This window comes from Clostridium sp. LXY-7 (assembly GCF_056172015.1).
In genome coordinates this window covers 91,924-112,876 of record NZ_JBLLJL010000001.1, presented here as the reverse complement: position 1 = coordinate 112,876, position 20,953 = coordinate 91,924, and the positions used below count along the sequence as shown (strand labels likewise).

The following is a 20,953-nucleotide window of genomic DNA, read 5'->3' as shown; positions in this document are numbered from 1 at the left end:
ATATGAAAAGTATTGAAACTAAAAATTTAGATATAGCTTATGATGATACTCTCATTGTAAAGGAATTAAATATGAAGATACCAAAGGGAAAGATAACTTCTATTATAGGAGCAAATGGATGTGGTAAATCAACTATCTTGAAAGCGGTTGGACGTATATTAAAGCCTAAGAAGGGTATAGTGCATCTAAGTGGACAAGATATAAGTAAATTACCTACAAAAGAAATAGCTAAAAAAATGGCAATACTTCCTCAAACTCCCACTGCACCAAGTGGACTTACTGTAAGTGAGTTAGTTGCATATGGACGTTTCCCTCATCAAAAAGGTTTTGGAAATCTCACGGAGGAAGATAAAAAAATTGTTAAATGGGCTTTAGCTGCAACAAAATTAAGTGAATTTGAGAGAAGAGAAGTTGATACTTTATCAGGAGGGCAAAGACAGAGGGTTTGGATCGCTATGGCTCTAGCACAACAAACTGATTTAATCTTATTAGATGAACCTACTACTTATCTTGACCTTGCTCACCAATTAGAAGTTTTAAAGCTTTTATATGAGCTTAACCGTGATCAAAAGTGTACAATCGTTATGGTTCTTCATGATTTAAATCTTGCTGCAAGATTTTCTGATTATATTATTGCTATTCAAAAAGGAAATATTATAAAACATGGAAGTCCTGAAGAGGTTATGACTCCAGAAGTTCTTAGAAAAACCTTCAATATCAATGCTGATGTTGTTATTGAGCCTAAGAGCAATCGTCCAGTATGCATTACCTATGATATTATAGATGAAAATGAGGATGTGCAATTGAAGGAAAAGGAGGTAGTAGGTATATGAGAACCACCTTACGTATTTTTATAGGAGCCAGAAGATATTGGATTTATTTAATATTAGCATTAATAGCTGTTATTATTTCTACTATAGCAGGATTTTATAATCCCTGGGCCTTAAGAGAGCTTACAAGTATAGCAACAGAAGGAAGCTCTAATTTTGGAACTCAATCTTTACGAATAGGATTGATGCTTTTAGTTGCAACTATACTTCAATCAGCTGGAAGTTCTATTTCAGGATATTTAAACCATCATGCAGCTTTGCATTATGTTGCAGATATGAGAACAGAACTTTACTCTAAGCTTCAACATATGGGACTTAAGTATTTTAATAAAAGTCGTACAGGAGATTTAACTAGCAGAGTTATTAATGATGTTATGGAGGTAGAAATTCTTTTAGCTCACGTAATTCCTGATTTTGTTGTTAATATATTGACTTTCGTAGGTGTGGGGATATTATTATTTTCTATTAATGTAAAGTTAGCTTTTATAAGTCTTGTTACTATTCCTTTTCTTATTATGATTACTCTTTGGCAGAGTAAGCATCTTTCTCCTATATGGAAGAAGAATTCTATGGTTAGAGGAGAACTTTCTGGTACTGTTCAAGATAATTTTTCTGGAATTAAAGAAATACAGATATTCAATCAACAGGAAAGAGAAGAAAAAAGGATTAAGAACCTTTCCATGAAACATAGTAAGGCATACTTAAAGGCAAGTTTCTTTTTTGAAACTACTTTTCCGCTTCTTGCATTTTTCACGGCTCTAGGTTCTGTTATGGTTATAATCTTTGGCGGATTTATGGTTTCAAGAGGAGAAGTTAATATTGGAGATATTGTAGGATTTTCTATGTATCTTGGTATGTTTTATGGGCCTATAAAGAGTTTTTCAAGGCTTATGGAAATGTCAGGTAATGCAATTGCAGGGTGTAGGCGTGTCTTTGAGGTTATGGATGAAGTTCCAGATGTTAAAGAAAAAGTTAATGCAAAGAAAATACCTAGAGTTAAAGGAGAAGTTGAGTTTAAGGGAGTTTCTTTCTCTTACAATGATGAGATAAACATTTTAAAAGATATAAATTTAAAAGTAAATCCGGGAGAAACCGTAGCTTTTGTTGGGGCAACTGGAGTTGGTAAAACCACAATAGCTAGCCTTTTAAATCGCTTTTATGATCCTCAGAATGGAAGTATTTTAATCGATGGAATAGATATTAAAGATGTAACTTTAAAAAGTCTTAGGGATAATATAAGTATGGTTCTGCAGGATACTTTTTTATTTAACGGAACAATTTATGAAAATATTGTTTATGGCTGGAAAGAAGCTACTATGGAGCAGGTTCTTGAGGCTTCAAAAGCAGCTAATGCTCATGATTTTATTGAGGATTTAGAAAATGGTTATGATACCATAATAGGCGAGCGTGGAGTACGTCTTTCTGGAGGACAGAAACAGAGAATTTCCATAGCTAGAGCAATTCTTAGAAATTCACCTATTCTTATTCTAGATGAAGCCACGTCAGCTCTTGATACAAAAACAGAGAGGGAAATCCAAGCTGCATTAGATGAAATTTCAAAAGATCGAACAACTATAGTAATTGCTCATAGATTATCAACTATTCGTAATGCAGATAAAATTGTAGTTCTAGAAGGAACAGGCATTAAAGAAACAGGAACACATGATGAGCTGATTCGTTCTGGAGGAACTTATGCTATGCTCTATAGGAGTCAGGTATCTTAAATGTAAAAAATTAACGACTCAAAATTACCAAAGTAATTTTGAGTCGTTGATTTTTTATTTATTCCCATGTTCCGAAAGAAATTTTTGCATAGCATAAAAAGAATCTGAACTAATAACATGTTCTATAGCACAAGCGTCTTCATCTGCAATGGAACTATCGATGTCTAGAATTTTTATAAAAAAATCTTTAATAATTTGATGCTTTTTAGATGTAAATTTAGCCATTTCTAAGCCTAGAGGAGTTAGAAATATTTCCTTATATTTTTCATTAGTTACAAGTCCCTTTTCAGCTAAGGTTACCATAGCGCTATTGGTGCTGGATTTAGTTACTCCAAGCTTTTCTGCTATACGAGTCATTTTAACTCCTTTGCCTTCTTCTGATAACTCATAGATAGCTTCTAAATAATTTTCCATTACAAAAGTAAGTTTTTCCATACAAATCTCCTGTGATTTTTAAAGTTGATTCTATTCACTCTACATTAATAAAAAGTCTTTTAACAATAATAACATATTTTAAATGGAGCAAGCAATGAGATTTCTATCTCATGATGATATGAGTATTCATAACATTGCTACGGCTATGGGTTATGAAAGTGCAAGTAAATTTTCGGCAGCCTTTAAAAAAATCTATGGAATTACACCTATCACATTTAGAAAATCTTTTAATTTATGACTCAGGTTTTTTATACATAGAATAACTTTCTTAACTGTAGAACGTGTTTTTTAAGTGGACACTTTGTAAAAAAGTTTGATTAAAATATTTCTTGCAAATAGCGGTAAATACTCTATTATAAAATTATTCTCATTCATAAAAATCATCTATATTCACGAATTTTAATTCTCTGTCTAGCAATTTAGGAATTACTGTTTCTAACGCCGATATTGTTCTAAATGGCGCACCCTCTGAACCTCTACCATCGTGAAGGCAAATATTTGATCCAGCTTTCACACGCCTTAGTAGACGTTTTTTTATATCAGAAATACTTGTATATTTAGACCAATCTCCAACCATAATATTCCATAGTACCAGTTGCAAATTGTATTTTTTTATATAATACATAGTAAATAAATTCACCTGTCCCCAAGGTGGCCGATAATAAATTACATTAAATCCAAAAGAATTAATGATCCAAATAGATTCCTCAAAATCATGCTTAGTGTATAAATATCCTTTTACTAAAGCATTCTTATGTTCTAAGGAATGTAACCCTAACGAGTGTCCTTCCTTTAATATTCGTTCTATGATTTTTGGATGCTTTGCTGCCTCTTTTGCTATTACAAAAAATGTTGCTTTTACGTGATATTTCTTTAATAAGTCCAATAGCTTATTTGTATAATCTTCACTAGGCCCATCGTCAAAAGTTAACAAAATGCTATTTTCATCATGTGCTTTTCCTATAGACTTTTTATTTACAATTCTATAATAGCATGTAGGCAAAATACTATATATAAATAGCAATATAATAATTGATATAATAATTTTCATTATCATGACCTCATCATATAAAGCTTCTCTATCACAGAAACCATTTTAGTTTTATCCAGTTCAATTTTTATATTTTTCATTCTGTGTCTCATTTCATAAAGCTGACTTTTATCATTGATTAGATCATATATTTCAGTTGCAAAGTTTTTTTCTTTATCCCAGATTACTTTTCCTATACCTTGATCTTCTATAAAATGGGCATTCTCTATCTCTTGTTCTAGAAAAGGACAAATTACCAACATTGGAAGTTGTGAATAGATTGCTTCAAACAAGGTAATTCCTCCTGCTTTAGAAATAATAATATCCGATTCTTGCATATATTGGTATACCTTATCCGAATAATCTATAACCTCAATATTTGGATATTTCCCATTGAGTTTATTGAATATTTTCTTGTTTTTACCTGAAATAATTGTTACCTTAACATCTTTTAACTCATTTAGACTTTGATATAAGTTTTCTGTAAATGGAATTATACCAAGTCCACCGCCCATGATCAGTATTTTCTTAATCTCTGTTTTTTTCTCCTCACTATTTTTTTTGAAATTTTCTTTTACAGGAATTCCAATAATATAAATGTCTTTTTCATTTATCCCCTTTTCAATAAGCTTATATTTGTTACTTTGTGTTGCTACAAAATAAATATTAGTATTAGAATTGATCCATGAACTGTGTATGCTAATATCCGTTATGCAAGTCATTAGGGGTAATTCACAATTTAAGAAACCTTTATATTCCGAAATGAACTTAGAGCTCATAGGAGGTGTCGAAATCACTATATCAGGAGAATATTTCTGTACTAAACGATGAATTCTGCATATAAAGATATTTTTTAGTGGTATCTTTGTTTGTCTTTCTGTTACTTTATAAATTACGTTGTACATATGATGACATTTATGAACTATTATATTAAAACCTCTATAAATAATAGGATATAAAACTGGAAACATATATTTATTAATATCTTCAATAACACAGTGAGAATCGGTATACTTATTGCTAATTTCCTGCTTGATAGCAACAGCACATGAGTCATGCCCCATTCCAAAACTACCTGTTAAAATTAATATGTTCATTCTCTTACTCCTTATTAATGTATTTTCCTAAATGTTATAACTAGATAATTTTAGTATACCCTGCCAAGAACATTAATATTTAATTAAGCATAATCAAGTTTACTAATGTTATATTTTTCAATAAAGGCTTTCCCTTTTCCATCACAAACTTTCTATTTTTTTATGAATAATAGTCTACTATTGTGTAAAAACAATAAATTTATGAATTAAGACCTTCTATAAGTGACTAATATAAATTTCAAGAACGTACCAATTATAAAATAAAAAGCTACACAATCTCTCATTAATTTGAGATTGCATAGCTAACTTTTTATCATAATTTTAAATTTTATTAGTCGATAAAGTTTAATTTAGTATTGTAGCTTTATAAAAAAGCTTGATCAGAATAACTCCTATAAATGGCTTAAACCCGTAGTGTGCATTAATTCCATTTGTAATATAGTTTGATCAAAACTAAATAAATAACTTATAACCACTTTCAAACTTTTATAATAAAGTTTGATCAAAATGATTATTTAGGTAACTTAACTTCTTTATTTCAATACTCCCTTTTGCATAGTAGCGCCACGTACTCCACATACCAATAATCAACTTCTAATTCTATGAATAATGGGAAGTTAAATCTCATATAAGGTTTTATTTACGATACGCTCCACCTTAGCTTTAGAAAGAACGAATTTTGATAAACTCCGCATTAGCAAGTGAGGAACATGGCATTCGCCATGCCTCACAAGTACCCCAGAGACGCAAATTCTTCCATAAAAGTGCTAAAACTCAACACTTCTCATACGTAATATATTAACTTAGTTCACAATCTAACTTTACTTTAATATAAAATCTACAGCTTGTACTAATTTATCATTTAAATCATCGGGGTACCAATGACCTATTGCATCATTAATGTAATATTGGTATGGAACGCCAATATCGTCAAAGCCTTTCATCATCTCATCCACTTTTGGCACCGGCACATCCTTCTCGCCTTCCATAAACACACCTTTTACACCTCGATGTAACAGCTCTTCAATATTGTATTTTGTAAATGAATTTGGCTTGGCTGAGCATAGAGCAATAAATCCCTTTACTGGAACAGTATTAGTCATTGCAATATCTATAGCTGCTGTAGCTCCGCCTGAGAATCCCCCAATTATGATACTATTCTCATCAATTGAATACTCATTGCTTATAGCATCATAACATCTCTTAATCTCATCATATGCTGAATCATAACATTCCCTAATTTCATAACTACTTTGTGATATTGGACGTATCTGTTCTGAATCTGGCCAATTTTTCTGATCAGGACTATAAAAAACTGTTTTTGTCCATGAATAACCATTGTGGCTGATTAATTGACTTGATTGAATATAAACAACAATGAAGCCTTTATTTAATAGCTCTTCAGCTTTCCAAAACTCTTTGTGATATGCTATATTATCTCCATCACCATGTAAATTTATAAATAAAGGATATCTTTTTCCATCAGTATAGTTTTGAGGCAATAAAACCTCCCATCCTAGACTTAAATTTTCTTGTTGCCGACTTCTTTGAAGATCATTTTTCTCTCTTAATTTTGTGTAGTCCTTACTTTTAGTAAATGGATCAGAGAATCTGCTCCAATATAAAGGACATACATAACCTCTGTCAACTAAGTATGTTAAATCTTTTAGACACTCATCATATAATTTTGATTTGCTATTAAGTTGAGCTTTATCTAGTATAATATTAAATAAATATTTTTCGAACTCTTCTTCTGGAAGACTTTTCATTCCATTTTTTAATAAAGTTAAAGCTTCCATATACTTTCCTTGAGAAAAAGGTACAGAGTACTCATTCTCTAATTCTTTAAAACTATTGTATTTCATCTACAATCCCTCCACTATTTTCGGTAGTGTCAAAGTTCCTGTTAAGAAACTTTGGCAAAACCCTTTATTTTTTTATATTCTATCTATATTAAACTTGAACCCCCTTGTTTTGAAAGGTATATATTAAACAAAATTTCTCACTTCATAAGTAAAACTACATTATTTTCATACTTGATTAAGATCCAACTACAACTTCCCATTATAGACATTAGACGCACTTTAAATTCACAATTTACTATAAAGACATTTTATTTCCATAATTCAACAAACATTTGTAATTATCCTTCAATATTTGTAGTAAAAAGCAAAAAACTCCAAGATATTCTCAGAGTCATTTTAACTATTCTTTAATTTTATAAAACCAGTTTCGCTACAATTCAATCCTCTTTCTACTTGGTTTAAAAGGGTCTCCAATCCATGTTAATTCTACCTTTATCCTTTTTTTAGTCTAATACTTTCATTGCAATTAATTACTCTTCTTATAAATTCCAATATTAAATCTTCAAAGTCACTTGGATTCATCTCTGTAAAAATATCCAAGTTCTTTACATCATAATAACTATGGAAAAAACTTATATTTTCTGCCATTGCCTTATTTATTTCTTGTTCAGTAACTATAGCCCAAGAAATGCCCCGCCTCTGCCAGTAAACCTCCTCAATATAAAACTTTTCTATTATCCTTCTATTCAAAAGTTCGTCCTTAGCTTTTATAGTCCTAGCTACATTAATCTTTTCTCCTTCACTTTCTCTAGTTATTAAAAAATCTGTTGTCATAACTATGTATTCTCCAGTTTTAGGATTGCTAGGATGTTCTATTCCTAATTCCTTAGCTATAACCAACGTTTCTTCTAATGGGAGTAGTGGAAATTGTTCTCTTATATCCACAACGCAATCAGAATATTCCGATAAATAAAAGTAGTTCTTTTCCATATCCGATAAAAATTCATGCTGTCTCATTGTTTTTATTCCCTTTAACCTTGTACTTCTTCCCAAGGAAGGTACATCTTGAATTTTTATCCAAGGCTTATATGCTTCTCCAACCCCAGTTCCTCGTCCTTCTTTAATAAGCTTTTCAATATTAAGCTTTCGCTCCCTTTTTGCCATCTGATTTACCGCTTTTTAAAAATATAAAAAACTACACACTCCCACTTGAATGAGAATGTGTAGCTTAATTAACTGCAATATTTTATTTAGGTTTTGTATACTACATATCTCGAGTATAGTATAGACTTCTTCTTAAATTTTATACAAACTTTGTTTTAAAATTTCAAACTTTATTTTAAATTATCAAACTTTGTTTTAAAATTTCAAACTTTATTTCAAGACTACAGCTACACCACATTTTTTTCATATCAATCTATCTTACTATTCAACCGTTACAGATTTCGCCAAATTTCTTGGCTTGTCAACATCACAACCCTTTTCTATTGCCATATAGTATGAGAATAGCTGTAGTGGAATTACTGCAATAACCGGCGCCAATAAATCCATTACCTTTGGTATATATGATGCTGAGTGTACAGATTTTTCTATTTCAGTATGTCCTTCTTGAGCAAAAGCATATACTTTCGCACCTCTTGCACACACCTCTTTAATATTACTTACCATTTTATCATATAATTCTTCTTGAGTTGCTAAAACCATTACTACAGTTCCATCTTCGATTAATGCTATTGGACCATGTTTAAGTTCCCCAGCCGCATAAGCTTCTGAGTGAATATAAGATATTTCTTTAAGTTTTAAAGACCCTTCCATTGCTACTGCATAATCAAGTCCTCTTCCTAAGAAGAACATATCTTTATTTGTAGATGTTTTTGAAGTAAATTTCTGTATTGTCTCTTTATATTTTAAAACTTCTTCAGCTTTTTGTGGAAGCTCAAGCATTGCACTTTTAATTTTTTCTATTTCTTCTACAGTCAAAGTTTCTCTTTGCTCAGCAAAGAATAATGCTATTATATACATAGCTATAAGTTGAGTTACATATGCCTTAGTTGATGCAACTGCAATCTCTGGTCCTGCCCAAGTATATAGTACATCATGTGCTTCTCTTGATGCTGAACTTCCAACCACATTAGTAACTGCTATTACTCTAGCACCTTTAGATTTTGCAAGTCTTAATGCTGACATAGTATCTGCAGTTTCTCCTGACTGACTTATAACTATCATTAATGTATTTTCATCAATAATTGGATCTCTATATTTAAATTCTGAAGCTATATCTATTTCTACTGGTATTCTTGCTAATTTTTCTATAACATACTTACCCACTACTCCAGCATGATAAGCTGTTCCACAGGCAACTATATAGATTTTATTTAAATTTTTAATCTGCTCTTTTGTTATATGAATATCATCAAGAGTTATAGATTTACCTAACATTATTCTAGATGCCATGGTATCCTTTATAGCTTTTGGTTGTTCATGAATCTCTTTTATCATAAAGTGTTCATATCCACCTTTTTCAGCAGCACCTGCATCCCAAGTTACATTGAAAATTTCTTTATTTATTTCTTGCTCATATTGATCATAAATTTTTACTCCATTTTTTGTTATAAGTACAAATTCATTATCCTCTAAAAGATATACATCTCTTGTTTGATTTAAAACTGCTGGTATATCAGAAGCTATAAAAGTTTCATCCTTACCTAATCCAACTATAAGCGGACTCTCATGTCTTACTGCTACCAATTTATCTGGTTCATTAGTGCTGATAACCCCTATAGCATAACTTCCTTCCATTTTTTCAACAGCCTTCATAACAGCCTTTAATAAATCTCCATCGTAGTAGTAGTCTACTAATTGGGGAATTACCTCTGTATCTGTTTCTGATTGAAATCTATAGCCTTTAGCTATTAATAATTCTCTTAATTCCATATAATTTTCTATAATTCCATTATGAACTACAGATATAGTTTTCTTTTCATTAGTATGAGGATGTGAGTTAACATCGGATGGCTTTCCGTGTGTAGCCCATCTAGTATGTCCTATGCCTATATTACCGTGAACTGGATCCTTTTCTAATTTCTCCTCTAAGATTGCAAGTCTCCCCTTGCACTTAGTTAAATTAATTCCTTCTTCATTCAGTATAGATATACCTGCTGAGTCATACCCTCTGTACTCCAACTTACTCAATCCCTCAATTAATAGTGGGGACGCTTCTCTTCTTCCATAATAACCTACTATTCCGCACATAAAAATCTTCCTTCCTATAATTATTTTGCACACAAATAAGAAGAGTGATCTATATATTGTTTTCTTAAACATTATATAATTACTCACTTATGCATGCTTTATTAAGATTTTCACACCGAATTGTTTTGTCACAGAAATCACTTCCTGCTTTTATCAATCGTTATCGGTAGTGCGAATACCGTGGGGCACCCGCCGAAGATTCGATACTCCCCATCCTCGTCAGCTTATGTTTTCTAATTAAACTATAAGTTCAGTTACCAAATATAAGCCCTGGCGCTTAGCTAAATTTTTATATTTAACCTCAGTATATCATATTCATATTCTATAAATTTGTCAATGTTAATATTTACTTCTTTATATTATTTATAATTTTTCTATACTTATATTTAAAGTTTTTCTCTTATATGCTTAATATTTATATATGTTCATTAATATACTAATAGTGTAAGTTTAATAAAGGGGTGTTCTGTATGTCTTCAAGTGATATTAGTTTATCTCCACCTTGGTATACTACGAGAAATAAATTAGTTTATACATTAAGCATGGGTCCCTATGTGCGTGTAAGTTCCTTAATCCCTGTAAATAACAATCTATACATTATACTTATATTTGTTAATTCTAGCTTTGATATAGCCCAAGCAGTAAGAGCCATAATCCCATCTAATTATTATTTTGATAATATGGATTTAATTACTATTGTGTTAGGTCCTAATTCAACTGTAGTCCCTGTTGATACTACAAAGCAATATACTCCTGAGAGTGTCGAAAATCTTTATTCTTTGGCTTTAAAAGATAATCCATTGTTCTATGGAGTTATATTTACTGAGGATCTAGATCTACCTCCTGAACAGCAAACCTTAGGGGATCTCATTATAGTTATTAGAGACTATATAATCCAATTTCATAATGAAAATTTAAATAATATATCTCAAAATTACATTGATATAGCTTCTAATGTATTTACTGACGTATTTAATCTAGAGTATAATCCCAATATAAAAATATCCTTTAACACCTATGATTCTAAAAGTACACTGATAGAAAATACCCTTAAAAAATGCGATAATCAACAAAATAGAGGAGACTATTAAATAGCCTCCTCTATTTTAATTTTTATTTACTTGCTTTTACTTCTATAAGTTTGGCTAACTCTGTTGCCATTATATCTAATTCACTTTGAACTTTACCTTCAAGCATTACCCTAACTAGTGGTTCTGTACCAGACGGTCTTATTAAAACACGACCTGAACCTTGTAATTTCTCCTCAATTCTCTTTATTTCTGATATTATCTCTTCATCTACCTCATGAATATTTTTCTTATCATTGGCTACCTTTGCATTTACAAGGACTTGTGGAAGTTCAGTCATAATTTCTGCAAGGCTACTTAAAGTTTTACCTGTACTTTTTACTATAGATGCTATTTGCAGACCTGATACCAATCCATCTCCAGTAGTATTGAAGTCTAAAAATATTATATGTCCTGATTGTTCCCCTCCAACGCTATATCCACTTTTTTGCATCTCTTCAAGTACATATCTATCCCCAACTTTTGTTTTTACCACCTTTATATTTTCGCTCTTTAAGGCTATATCTAATCCTAAGTTACTCATTACTGTAACAACCGCAGTATCTTTCTTAATTTTTCCTTTTTCCTTTAAGTGTTTTGCAGCAATAGCTATCATAAAATCCCCATTTATGAGATTACCCTTTTCGTCTATAGCAAGACATCTATCTGCATCTCCATCAAAGGCTAATCCTAAGTCACATCTATTCTCTACTACAAATTTCATTAGTTCCTCTGGATGAGTCGAACCACAATTTTTATTGATATTAATACCATCTGGGTTATTATTAATTACAAATACCTCTGCTCCAAGCTCCTTTAATGCCATTACCGAAGTTTTATAGGAAGCTCCATTTGCACAATCAATAGCTATTTTCATCCCAGTTAAGTTAGCATCAATAGTAGACTTAGCAAAATCTACATAATCTCTAATAGCATTATTTCCACTATATTTTCTTCCTACCATTCCTCCTGTAGGTACAATAATATCTTTAAATTCATCCTCTATTAACTTTTGGATCTTATCTTCCAATTCGTCACTTAATTTAAATCCATTTTTATTAAAAAATTTAATGCCATTGTACTCTACTGGGTTATGAGAAGCTGAAATCACAACTCCTGCATCCGCATTATACTTTCTTGTTAAGTACGACACTGCTGGTGTTGGAACTACTCCTAAACATAGTGCTTCTGCTCCTACTGATAATATTCCAGATACTAATGCAGACTCTAGCATATCACAAGATATTCTTGTATCCATTCCAACTATTATTCTAGGTTTATGAGTTCCCTCAGTTAAAACCCAAGCTCCTGCTTTTCCTAATTTATATGCAAGCTCTACTGTTAATTCACTATTGGCAATTCCTCTCACTCCATCAGTTCCAAAGATTCTACTCATAGTTTTACCTCACTTTTTTCTATTTAATCTTTACATGTAATTTTCATCTTTATTGGTTAAATCTCATTTTTAAAATATTATTTAAAACATCTATGAATAATTATAATACAAACTACATGGTGTATCTAGTCTTTAACTCCTCAACAGAGCTAAATTGATTTACTACTTCACCATCTTTTATTCTAAAGATTACTTCACTTTTCTCTAATAACTCTAGATTATTCGTGATTAATATTATCATCTTCTTTTCAAAAACTTTATATATCTCCTTGTAAATTTCTTCTTCATATTCTTTTTTTATGAAATAGGTAGGTTCATCTAATATTATGATCTCAGGATTTCTTACTAACACTCTACATATCTCTATTATCTGAATATGTTCTTCTGAAAGTTTATTATCACTCTTATATATATACGTATCTAACCCATTAGGAAGTGAATTAAAATATTCCATAAATTTGAGAGAGCTAATATATTTTAACTTATCTGGAGTTATTGTTTCATTTAAAAAAATATTTTCTTTTATAGTTCCTGGGAAAACCCCTATATTTTTACTTATTACCCATACCAAATTTCTTATTGATTGATTATTTATTATATTTAATTTAAATCCATTTATGAATATTCCTTCAGATTTATATAACTTTAATATTAACTTCCATAGTGTAGATTTTCCTGAACCTTCCTCCCCTATGATAGCAATTTTTTCCCCCTGATAAAAAGATACATTTAAATTTTTTAATACCTGTTGTTTATTAATGTATTCAAAGGACTTTATGTTACATTCTATAGATTTAATGGCATCTATACTAATCTTATTAGCCCCTTCATATTCCTTTCTCTTTAGTATTTCTTCATTAATAAATCTAAGATTATCCTTAGCATTATTTAAAGAGCTGTATCTCACAGTAAATAGTTTTAAGTTATTATAATATATTACTATTAGCATAATTATAAATATCCATCTTGATATATTTATTATTTTTAAAACTAAAAGTATTGAAGTAACACTAATTGATGCTATGATTATTATATTATTTGCAAATTCCAATACTAAATTACTATCATTTTTATATCTATAAAAGAAGCTTCTTTGTTCCTGTAAATTCTCCATATAGGCCTTTATTCTATTATAGAAATAATTATCTACATTATATAATTTTACTCCTTGTGCATTGTTGATAATATCATTTATGTTGTTTAAAGTTTCCTCTTCGTCATCTTTTATTTTTCTATTTCCCTCTATTATTTCTTCATTTAATTTTTTGCACAAAAAATAGTTTATGGGTATCAATATGCTTACAATGGTAGCTACTACTATATTTACTGTAGCAATTAAAACCACTGCCACTAAAAGGTTTGTCCACATTATCCACTGTTTTACTATATTATTAGCTAAAAATCCTGCTATACTATCCACAGCATTATATATTTTATGCACATAATAATCACCCTTATTCATTTTAAGAATTTCATAATTTATTTCAAATACTTTAGAGTATATATATGCACTCTCCTCTAAATTAAATCTTTCATAAAATTTAGTTCTTATAAAATCAAATACATGCTTTAATATATTAATTACCACTATAGTTATTAAAGATATTATTATATACCACTTTATGTCCCATAATGTTTTGTATGCTTCTATATCCTGAAAAAGTTCACTTATAAGTATAGGGTATATAAAAATCATCATGTTTTGTAAAAATCCTACCCCTACTAACCCTATAATGAATCCATAGTATTTTTTAAGTAGACCTCTCATATCATACATTTTATAAATCCCCCAACTTAACTATATTTACTCTAATCTAATTCTACATAAAAGTTATATTAAAGTAAAATAAAAATCATGGAAATATTTCTTCCATGATTTCTATTTAAATTTATTTTATTGTTTTATAAACACTTACTTTAAATTTTAGAGGACTTTCCTATAAATGATTTTGTATCTATTAACTTAAGTTCATCACTATATTCAATGGTATTTATCTTACATTCTTTTCCTATGATTATATTCTTTCCTCTTACTATATTAGCTATTGTTTTTTCAAGATATATTTCGTCACCTTCTATACATTCACACTCAAGCTTTCCTGAACTTTTAAAGCCCCATCCTAAAAAACTCCCTGAAGCTCCTCTAATTTCTTTATTCTCCATAGCTTTAATTATTCTTCCACCAATTTCTTTTATATAATGTTTCCCAGATATATCTATATATATTTCATCTCCATTTACTAGTCCTTTACTTTTTGTAGATCCAGTTAGTATTATCTTTTCTCCCTCTATCCCACTTTCAGTTTCTATATCCCCTGATATCTTTATATTATTTCCACATAACTTTCCTTCAACAGAACAATCTCCAGAAATAGATATGTCTAATCCATTAAAATCTCCATCCACATCTATATCTCCACTGACATGTACTATATCCTTACAATTAATACTTTTCTTTGCTTCTATGTCTCCACTCATTCTTAAACTTCCACAATAAATATTTCCACTTGCATTTAATTCTCCACTAACTTTCAATTCATTCACAACCCTTAAATCTCCCAACACTTCACAGTCTCCACTAATGCTAAACTCTACACAGCTTATTGCGTTAGTAATGCTTGCATCACCACTAACTTTAAATAAACCATCACACTCTACATTTCCTTTTACATCTCCATTACCGCTAATCCTAAAGGATTTGCAAGTGATATCCCCATTTATTATTCCATCTCCACTAATTTTTACATCTTTATAATTTCCACCTTTAGTTTCTAAATCCCCACTTATTTTTAGATCCATAGCATCATAAACAGTCATTTTTCCCCTCCTTATTCCAATACCATATTTTTAACTTATACTTTTCTTTCATACACTTTATCTTAAGTCTGTTCAGCTAATTTTAAATTTAATTCCTCTGTATATTTATTAATATCTAGTGTACATATAACTTTAGTATTTTTATCTAATAAGATTGGTTCTTTGAATGCTCCTATACCTATAGATAATCCTAGTTTTCTAACCAGATATACCTTTCCTTCATCTGCTTGCATCTTATCATATTCTCTGCTTATGATGTCAATTAATAGCTCTAATTCATCAATTGTAATCTCTCCTAAGGTTAGTTGATGTTGTAATATATACATAAATAACATATCTTTAAAATTATAATTTTCTTTAGCTCCAAACATATCTTTATAAATTCCTATGACATCAGAATTTATAATATTTTTTTCTATTACATAACTTTCACTTCCACTATTAACATTGACCTTATTAGAGAACATATCTGCTAGATCATCTAGTGGCATATCATCCTTAAATTCCAATATCTTTTTTATTCTATCTAAAATTTTCTCCTTAGGAAAATAAGTTTCCTGACCCGTATAACTAGATTTCTTTATAAACCATTCCTCTGGTATTAAATTTTTTCTTTTCCATCTATAAAGTTGACCATAAGAAATACCTGTTATATCTAATATTTCCTTCTTAGAAATTAATTCTTGCATATCTTTCTCTTAAAGCCTCCTTTCTTCTTCTACAATAGAGTTAGAATCTATTTTTTCAAGTGAATTTCTATACTCTATTCTCTTTATATTGCATCCTTTGCCTATGATTATCCTCTCCCCTCTAACTACTTCTGCTATAGTATTTTCTAGATATATCTCATCTGCCTCAATAGTCCTTACCTTTAAATATCCATGATTTCTACTAAATAACTTTATAAGCCATTTTACAGCTATACTATTTCTAATATTAAACTCTTCAGATACCCTTACCTTTGAAGCTCCAATCTCTTCTATCTCACAGCCTCCATTTAATCCAATATTAACTTCATCTCCATTAATCATTCCTTGAGTTATAATAGATCCATTAATATTTATTATTTCCCCCTCAATTCCTTGTTGTACTCTAGCTCCACCATTTATATCCACATTAGTAGAGCTTATCCTTCCACCTACAGTTCCTCCCCCAGAGATAACAAAATTCTCTCCTTTAAAATTGCCGCCTATCTTACCGCTTCCACTTATTTTAAATCTATTTGCATGAATAGAACCCTGTACTGTACCACTTCCACTTATTCCTCCATCTATGCATTTTAAATCTTGAGTGACTTTTCCACTTCCACTAATTCTAAATTCATTAGTAGTTATTGCACCTTCTACTTTCCCACTACCACTTATTCTAAAGCTTTCACATTGTATGTCTCCTACAATTTTTCCACTTCCGCTTATAGATATTTGTCTATACCTTCCGCCTGTAGCCTTTCCACTTCCTGATATTTTTAGATCTCCACATGTTTCATTGTTTACCATCCTTGTTCCTCCTTAACTTGCATATACTCAATATCTTCTAATTAATTTCCATACTTATATTATTAATCTCTCCATTAGTTAATACTATTAATTCTTCCAATGTTTGCTCTTCAGGATTAAAGCTTATCATAGTCTTAAACCCTTTTAACATAGGAATGGATAAAGCACCTATAAAAGTCATTGCAAAAAACATCAGCATAGCAATTTTTATTGAAATAAACTCTCCCATTATTCCTCCTAGTGCTATTCCTAGTGGACTTAACCCCATAGAAAAAGTACTAATAAGTGAAAATACCTTTCCCCTTTTTTCTTGTGGAATTGCAATCATCATTGTAGAATTAAATATAGTGTTAGAAATCATATTGCACATTTGAGCTATTAAAAGAGCAATAGCTATAACATAAAAATTATTCACAAGAGGCATAATAAGCCATAGACTTGACATAACTATCATTGCTGTGGTGGATACTCTAAATTTTTGACTGTTTTTTATACTAATTAAAGATAAAGCCCCACTACCTATTACCATTCCTAAAGAACTCATTGCCATAGCTATTCCATATTTCTCTGCTCCTAAAAAATTCATTTCTTTAAAATAAGGAAGTAGTAATATAAAGGCAGCATTACACAAAAAATTTATGAAGGACGACACTATAAAAATATTTCTTAAAGCTTTAAATTCCCATAAAAATTTAAAACCTTCAATAAAATCACTTTTTAATGTAACATTCCTTTGTTCTACTTCTCTTTTTACAGCTGGAACTTTGATAAATATCTCTGTAAATGCTGAAAATAAGTAAGATACACCATTAAATAAGAACATATATGGAGCTCCTATTGATACATACAAAATCCCAGCTATAGAATTTCCAACCATACTTGCTCCTGATTCTGCAAAACTAGTTATAGAGTTTGCCTTAACTATTTTATCTTTAGGTACTATATCTGGTTTTACCGATGTTATGCATGGATTAAAAAATGCTGAACACATACTATTTACAATTGCTATAACAAATACCATCCATACCTGTATAAATCCATTTAGTGCAGCTATACCTGCAAAAGCACATAATATTCCTCTTATAAAATCCGTAATTACTATGATATTTCTTCTATTCAATCTATCTACTAAAACTCCTGCAAAAGGCCCTAAAATTAATCTTGGAATTAAAGCCACTGCAGAAAGTAGACCCATTAGCGCTGTAGACCCAGTTACCTCTAATACCCAAAAATTCAGTGCAATCATATATATGATATCTCCCAAATAAGACACTAGCTGCCCTTGCCAAAGTAAAAAGAAGTTCCTGTTCCATAGCTTTAAAGTTTTTCCCTCATCCATTTTTATACCTCCATACAACATAACATTGTTCTCATAATTCATTAATATACCATTTTTCTTATTAAGCAGTTTATGCATTTACTCATATTACTACTGCTACTTTCGTTTGCTACATATTTAGATTGTAATTTGACCCTATACTCACATAACATAATACGTAAATAAACTTTAAAGTTTGTTTTCTATTACTATAATATTAATGTAACATAACATTGTTACATTGTAAATATGCTGTGGAAAATATTTTGAAAATCTTCAAATAAAAAAAACTGGGGTCGTTCCATAAAATGGAACGACCCCAGGGGTAGATACATTATTTTACATATGAAGCTCCTACTTCTATAGCTCTTCTATTTATTTCAAAGAATTTTTCTTTACCATGGTCTTTTAAGGATTGTAGTAGAGTTTCCATTGAAACTATTCCTGTTTTTTCGACTAAGGCTCCTAGAAGTACCATGTTAGCAATTTGTTTGCTTCCTAATTTATCAGCTTCTGTTTGAGCTGGTATTTTTATTACTTCTATATCAGTTCTATTTGGCTCTCTATCAACTAAATCACAGTCTATTATTAGTAATCCGCCCTTAGCTAAATCTTTTTCAAACTTATCTAGAGATGGTCTATTCATAACTACTACTGAAGTAGGCATTGTAACTATAGGTGACCCTACACTGTCATCTGAAACTATTACTGAACAGTTAGCTGTACCTCCACGCATTTCTGGACCATAAGATGGTAACCAAGATACGTTCATGTTAGCATCCATCCCAGCATAAGCTAAGAATTTTCCCATGGATAATATACCTTGTCCACCAAAGCCTGCGAAAATTATATCTTGTGATGCCATATTATTTCACCTCCTGAGTTGTGTCTTTTTTTACTCCTAGAGTATAGAAAGGCATCATATCACTTCTTAACCAGTCCATTGATTCTTGTGCTGATAATCCCCAGTTAGTTGGACAGATTGATAGTACTTCAACTAGTGAAAAACCTTTTCCATCTATAGCATTTTGAAAAGCTTTTTTAATTGCTTTTTTAGCTTTTAATACATTTGGTACATTGTCAACAGAAACTCTTTCTACATAACAAGCACCATCTAATGTAGATATCATTTCAGAAACTCTTATTGGATATCCTTGAAGTTTTACATCTCTTCCATAAGGTGAAGTTTCTGTAATTTGTCCTGGTAATGTAGTTGGAGCCATTTGTCCACCTGTCATTCCATAGATACAGTTATTTACGAATATTGTGACAATATTTTCGCCTCTAGTAGCAGCATGTACAATTTCTGCTGTTCCTATAGCTGCAAGATCTCCATCTCCTTGGTATGTGAATACCACTGAGTCTGGATTAGATCTCTTTATTCCTGTAGCTACTGCTGGTGCTCTTCCATGAGCAGCTTCAAACATATCACATGCAAAATAGTCATATGCTAAAACTGAACATCCAACTGGAGCCACTCCTATAGTTTTATCTAAAACATTTAATTCCTCTAATACTTCTCCCACTAGTCTATGGATTAAACCATGAGTACATCCTGGGCAGTAATGGGTAGGTACATCTAATAACGCCTTTGTTGGTTGAAATACTATAGCCATTACTTAGCACCTCCTACTATTTCTCTTACTTTATCTAATATTTCACTTGGGTTTGGAACCATTCCACCACTTCTTCCAAAGAAGTTTACTGGTTTTCTTCCCTCCACCGCAAGTCTTACATCTTCAACCATCTGTCCACAGCTTAGCTCAACAGAAATATATCCTAATTTTGTGTTATTTATAGTTTCCTCAAAAGCTTCTACTGGGAATGGCCACAGTGTTATTGGTCTGATTAATCCTAATTTTATGCCTTCTTTTTCCGCTAATTTAACTACATTTTTACATATTCTTGAGGTTGTACCATACGCAACCATTACTAAGTCATTCTCTCTATCACAGTTATATAATTCATATTTAACTTCATTTTCTTTTATAGCTTTAAATTTAGCTTGAAGTTTTTTATTATGGTTTTCTAAGCCTTCTGGCTTTAAGTACAGTGAGTTTATTACATTATGTTTATTTCTTCCTTTTAATCCATTAGCTGCCCAAGTTTTCTCTGGAAGCTCTTTAGCCTCTCTTTCTTTGAACTCTACTGGCTCCATCATTTGTCCTAGCATACCATCACCCATAACCATTACAGGTGTTCTGTAAATCTCAGCCACATCAAAAGCATCTTGAACTAAATCCACCATCTCTTGAATTGAAGCTGGTGCATAAACTGGAAGATTAAAATCACCATGAGCTCCACCTTTTGTTGCTTGGAAATAATCAGACTGTGCTGGTTGAATTCCTCCAAGGCCTGGACCTCCTCTTACTATGTTTACTATAACACATGGAAGCTCAGCACCTGCTATATAAGATATTCCCTCTGCTTTTAAGCTTATTCCTGGAGAACTTGAAGATGTCATACATCTTACTCCTGTACCTGCTGCTCCATATACCATATTGATTGCAGCTATTTCACTTTCTGCTTGTAAGAATACTCTGCCTATTTTAGGCATTCTTCTTGAAAGATAAGCTGAAATTTCCGTCTGTGGTGTTATAGGATATCCAAAGAAACACTGACACCCTGCTTTAATAGCAGCTTCCCCAATTGCTTCATTACCCTTCATTAAAACTTTATCTGACAT

Annotated in this window: 18 protein-coding genes and 1 pseudogene; 4 read left to right on the top strand and 15 right to left on the bottom strand. The window is 31.0% G+C overall.

The window, feature by feature from the left end; genetic code table 11:
* Positions 1–2 precede the first annotated feature (2 nt).
* Positions 3–833, top strand: coding sequence for an ABC transporter ATP-binding protein (locus tag ACI48Q_RS00640; RefSeq protein WP_474917110.1), 831 nt, complete (start codon positions 3–5; stop codon positions 831–833).
* Entirely contained in the window at positions 830–2,554 is a 1,725-nt protein-coding gene (locus ACI48Q_RS00635) for an ABC transporter ATP-binding protein (RefSeq protein ID WP_474917109.1), read from the top strand. Before ACI48Q_RS00640 ends, ACI48Q_RS00635 begins: the two co-directional genes overlap by 4 nt.
* Positions 2,555–2,608: 54 nt before the next feature.
* On the opposite strand, the gene ACI48Q_RS00630 is transcribed toward ACI48Q_RS00635, so the two are convergent.
* The gene (locus ACI48Q_RS00630) at positions 2,609–2,989 is read right to left on the bottom strand and encodes a metal-dependent transcriptional regulator (RefSeq protein WP_474917108.1); all 381 of its coding nucleotides are present in this window, start codon (positions 2,987–2,989) and stop codon (positions 2,609–2,611) included.
* Positions 2,990–3,071: 82 nt separating this feature from the next.
* On the opposite strand from ACI48Q_RS00630, the pseudogene ACI48Q_RS00625 reads away from it, so the two are divergent.
* A pseudogene (locus ACI48Q_RS00625) lies at positions 3,072–3,227 on the top strand (helix-turn-helix domain-containing protein); the annotation flags it as partial.
* A gap of 129 nt (positions 3,228–3,356) precedes the next feature.
* Here the strand turns inward: ACI48Q_RS00625 and ACI48Q_RS00620 are convergent.
* The 5 genes from ACI48Q_RS00620 to glmS all read right to left on the bottom strand — a co-directional run bounded on the left by ACI48Q_RS00620 (position 3,357) and on the right by glmS (position 10,173).
* Complete coding sequence (locus tag ACI48Q_RS00620) at positions 3,357–4,040, bottom strand: polysaccharide deacetylase family protein (RefSeq protein WP_474917107.1); 684 nt, start codon at positions 4,038–4,040, stop codon at positions 3,357–3,359.
* A 2-nt stretch (positions 4,041–4,042) separates the two neighbouring features.
* Positions 4,043–5,116: an MGDG synthase family glycosyltransferase gene (locus ACI48Q_RS00615; RefSeq protein WP_474917106.1), complete on the bottom strand. Its 1,074-nt coding sequence runs from the start codon at positions 5,114–5,116 to the stop codon at positions 4,043–4,045.
* An 821-nt stretch (positions 5,117–5,937) separates the two neighbouring features.
* Positions 5,938–6,981 (bottom strand): alpha/beta hydrolase, encoded by a 1,044-nt coding sequence (locus ACI48Q_RS00610; protein ID WP_474917105.1) that lies wholly within the window; start codon positions 6,979–6,981, stop codon positions 5,938–5,940.
* A 432-nt stretch (positions 6,982–7,413) separates the two neighbouring features.
* Positions 7,414–8,085: a TnsA endonuclease N-terminal domain-containing protein gene (locus tag ACI48Q_RS00605; RefSeq protein WP_474917104.1), complete on the bottom strand. Its 672-nt coding sequence runs from the start codon at positions 8,083–8,085 to the stop codon at positions 7,414–7,416.
* 261 nt (positions 8,086–8,346) lie between these two features.
* Positions 8,347–10,173, bottom strand: a complete 1,827-nt coding sequence (glmS, locus tag ACI48Q_RS00600) for a glutamine--fructose-6-phosphate transaminase (isomerizing) (protein WP_474917103.1) — start codon at positions 10,171–10,173, stop codon at positions 8,347–8,349.
* A 470-nt stretch (positions 10,174–10,643) separates the two neighbouring features.
* Here glmS and ACI48Q_RS00595 point away from each other — a divergent pair, with 470 nt between their 5' ends.
* Positions 10,644–11,264 carry a hypothetical protein gene (locus tag ACI48Q_RS00595; RefSeq protein WP_474917102.1) on the top strand — a complete coding sequence of 207 codons (621 nt, stop codon included), beginning with the start codon at positions 10,644–10,646 and terminating at the stop codon, positions 11,262–11,264.
* A gap of 22 nt (positions 11,265–11,286) precedes the next feature.
* Here ACI48Q_RS00595 and glmM read toward each other — a convergent pair whose 3' ends face one another.
* The 9 genes from glmM to ACI48Q_RS00550 all read right to left on the bottom strand — a co-directional run bounded on the left by glmM (position 11,287) and on the right by ACI48Q_RS00550 (position 20,953).
* Positions 11,287–12,636 (bottom strand): phosphoglucosamine mutase, encoded by a 1,350-nt coding sequence (glmM, locus tag ACI48Q_RS00590; protein WP_474917101.1) that lies wholly within the window; start codon positions 12,634–12,636, stop codon positions 11,287–11,289.
* 112 nt (positions 12,637–12,748) lie between these two features.
* Complete coding sequence (locus ACI48Q_RS00585; RefSeq protein ID WP_474917100.1) at positions 12,749–14,413, bottom strand: ATP-binding cassette domain-containing protein; 1,665 nt, start codon at positions 14,411–14,413, stop codon at positions 12,749–12,751.
* A 140-nt stretch (positions 14,414–14,553) separates the two neighbouring features.
* Positions 14,554–15,453: a polymer-forming cytoskeletal protein gene (locus ACI48Q_RS00580; RefSeq protein WP_474917099.1), complete on the bottom strand. Its 900-nt coding sequence runs from the start codon at positions 15,451–15,453 to the stop codon at positions 14,554–14,556.
* A 62-nt stretch (positions 15,454–15,515) separates the two neighbouring features.
* Positions 15,516–16,142 carry a DUF4004 family protein gene (locus ACI48Q_RS00575; RefSeq protein WP_474917098.1) on the bottom strand — a complete coding sequence of 209 codons (627 nt, stop codon included), beginning with the start codon at positions 16,140–16,142 and terminating at the stop codon, positions 15,516–15,518.
* A 9-nt stretch (positions 16,143–16,151) separates the two neighbouring features.
* Positions 16,152–16,949, bottom strand: coding sequence for a polymer-forming cytoskeletal protein (locus ACI48Q_RS00570; RefSeq protein ID WP_474917097.1), 798 nt, complete (start codon positions 16,947–16,949; stop codon positions 16,152–16,154).
* A 37-nt stretch (positions 16,950–16,986) separates the two neighbouring features.
* Entirely contained in the window at positions 16,987–18,288 is a 1,302-nt protein-coding gene (locus ACI48Q_RS00565; RefSeq protein WP_474917096.1) for an MFS transporter, read from the bottom strand.
* A gap of 313 nt (positions 18,289–18,601) precedes the next feature.
* The gene (locus ACI48Q_RS00560; RefSeq protein WP_474917095.1) at positions 18,602–19,132 is read right to left on the bottom strand and encodes a 2-oxoacid:acceptor oxidoreductase family protein; all 531 of its coding nucleotides are present in this window, start codon (positions 19,130–19,132) and stop codon (positions 18,602–18,604) included.
* Between the two features lies 1 nt (position 19,133).
* Positions 19,134–19,883, bottom strand: coding sequence for a thiamine pyrophosphate-dependent enzyme (locus ACI48Q_RS00555; RefSeq protein WP_474917094.1), 750 nt, complete (start codon positions 19,881–19,883; stop codon positions 19,134–19,136).
* Positions 19,883–20,953, bottom strand: coding sequence for a 3-methyl-2-oxobutanoate dehydrogenase subunit VorB (locus ACI48Q_RS00550; protein ID WP_474917093.1), 1,071 nt, complete (start codon positions 20,951–20,953; stop codon positions 19,883–19,885). The genes ACI48Q_RS00555 and ACI48Q_RS00550 overlap by 1 nt, the downstream gene beginning before the upstream one ends.

What these genes read in the sequence shown, in the direction of transcription:
- ACI48Q_RS00640 (WP_474917110.1), top strand. Translation starts at nt 3, where the DNA reads ATGAAAAGTATTGAAACTAAAAATTTAGATATAGCTTATGATGATACT.
- ACI48Q_RS00635 (WP_474917109.1), top strand. Translation starts at nt 830, where the DNA reads ATGAGAACCACCTTACGTATTTTTATAGGAGCCAGAAGATATTGGATT.
- ACI48Q_RS00630 (WP_474917108.1), bottom strand. Translation starts at nt 2,989, where the DNA reads ATGGAAAAACTTACTTTTGTAATGGAAAATTATTTAGAAGCTATCTAT.
- ACI48Q_RS00620 (WP_474917107.1), bottom strand. Translation starts at nt 4,040, where the DNA reads ATGAAAATTATTATATCAATTATTATATTGCTATTTATATATAGTATT.
- ACI48Q_RS00615 (WP_474917106.1), bottom strand. Translation starts at nt 5,116, where the DNA reads ATGAACATATTAATTTTAACAGGTAGTTTTGGAATGGGGCATGACTCA.
- ACI48Q_RS00610 (WP_474917105.1), bottom strand. Translation starts at nt 6,981, where the DNA reads ATGAAATACAATAGTTTTAAAGAATTAGAGAATGAGTACTCTGTACCT.
- ACI48Q_RS00605 (WP_474917104.1), bottom strand. Translation starts at nt 8,085, where the DNA reads ATGGCAAAAAGGGAGCGAAAGCTTAATATTGAAAAGCTTATTAAAGAA.
- glmS (WP_474917103.1), bottom strand. Translation starts at nt 10,173, where the DNA reads ATGTGCGGAATAGTAGGTTATTATGGAAGAAGAGAAGCGTCCCCACTA.
- ACI48Q_RS00595 (WP_474917102.1), top strand. Translation starts at nt 10,644, where the DNA reads ATGTCTTCAAGTGATATTAGTTTATCTCCACCTTGGTATACTACGAGA.
- glmM (WP_474917101.1), bottom strand. Translation starts at nt 12,636, where the DNA reads ATGAGTAGAATCTTTGGAACTGATGGAGTGAGAGGAATTGCCAATAGT.
- ACI48Q_RS00585 (WP_474917100.1), bottom strand. Translation starts at nt 14,413, where the DNA reads ATGTATGATATGAGAGGTCTACTTAAAAAATACTATGGATTCATTATA.
- ACI48Q_RS00580 (WP_474917099.1), bottom strand. Translation starts at nt 15,453, where the DNA reads ATGACTGTTTATGATGCTATGGATCTAAAAATAAGTGGGGATTTAGAA.
- ACI48Q_RS00575 (WP_474917098.1), bottom strand. Translation starts at nt 16,142, where the DNA reads ATGCAAGAATTAATTTCTAAGAAGGAAATATTAGATATAACAGGTATT.
- ACI48Q_RS00570 (WP_474917097.1), bottom strand. Translation starts at nt 16,949, where the DNA reads ATGGTAAACAATGAAACATGTGGAGATCTAAAAATATCAGGAAGTGGA.
- ACI48Q_RS00565 (WP_474917096.1), bottom strand. Translation starts at nt 18,288, where the DNA reads ATGGATGAGGGAAAAACTTTAAAGCTATGGAACAGGAACTTCTTTTTA.
- ACI48Q_RS00560 (WP_474917095.1), bottom strand. Translation starts at nt 19,132, where the DNA reads ATGGCATCACAAGATATAATTTTCGCAGGCTTTGGTGGACAAGGTATA.
- ACI48Q_RS00555 (WP_474917094.1), bottom strand. Translation starts at nt 19,883, where the DNA reads ATGGCTATAGTATTTCAACCAACAAAGGCGTTATTAGATGTACCTACC.
- ACI48Q_RS00550 (WP_474917093.1), bottom strand. Translation starts at nt 20,953, where the DNA reads ATGTCAGATAAAGTTTTAATGAAGGGTAATGAAGCAATTGGGGAAGCT.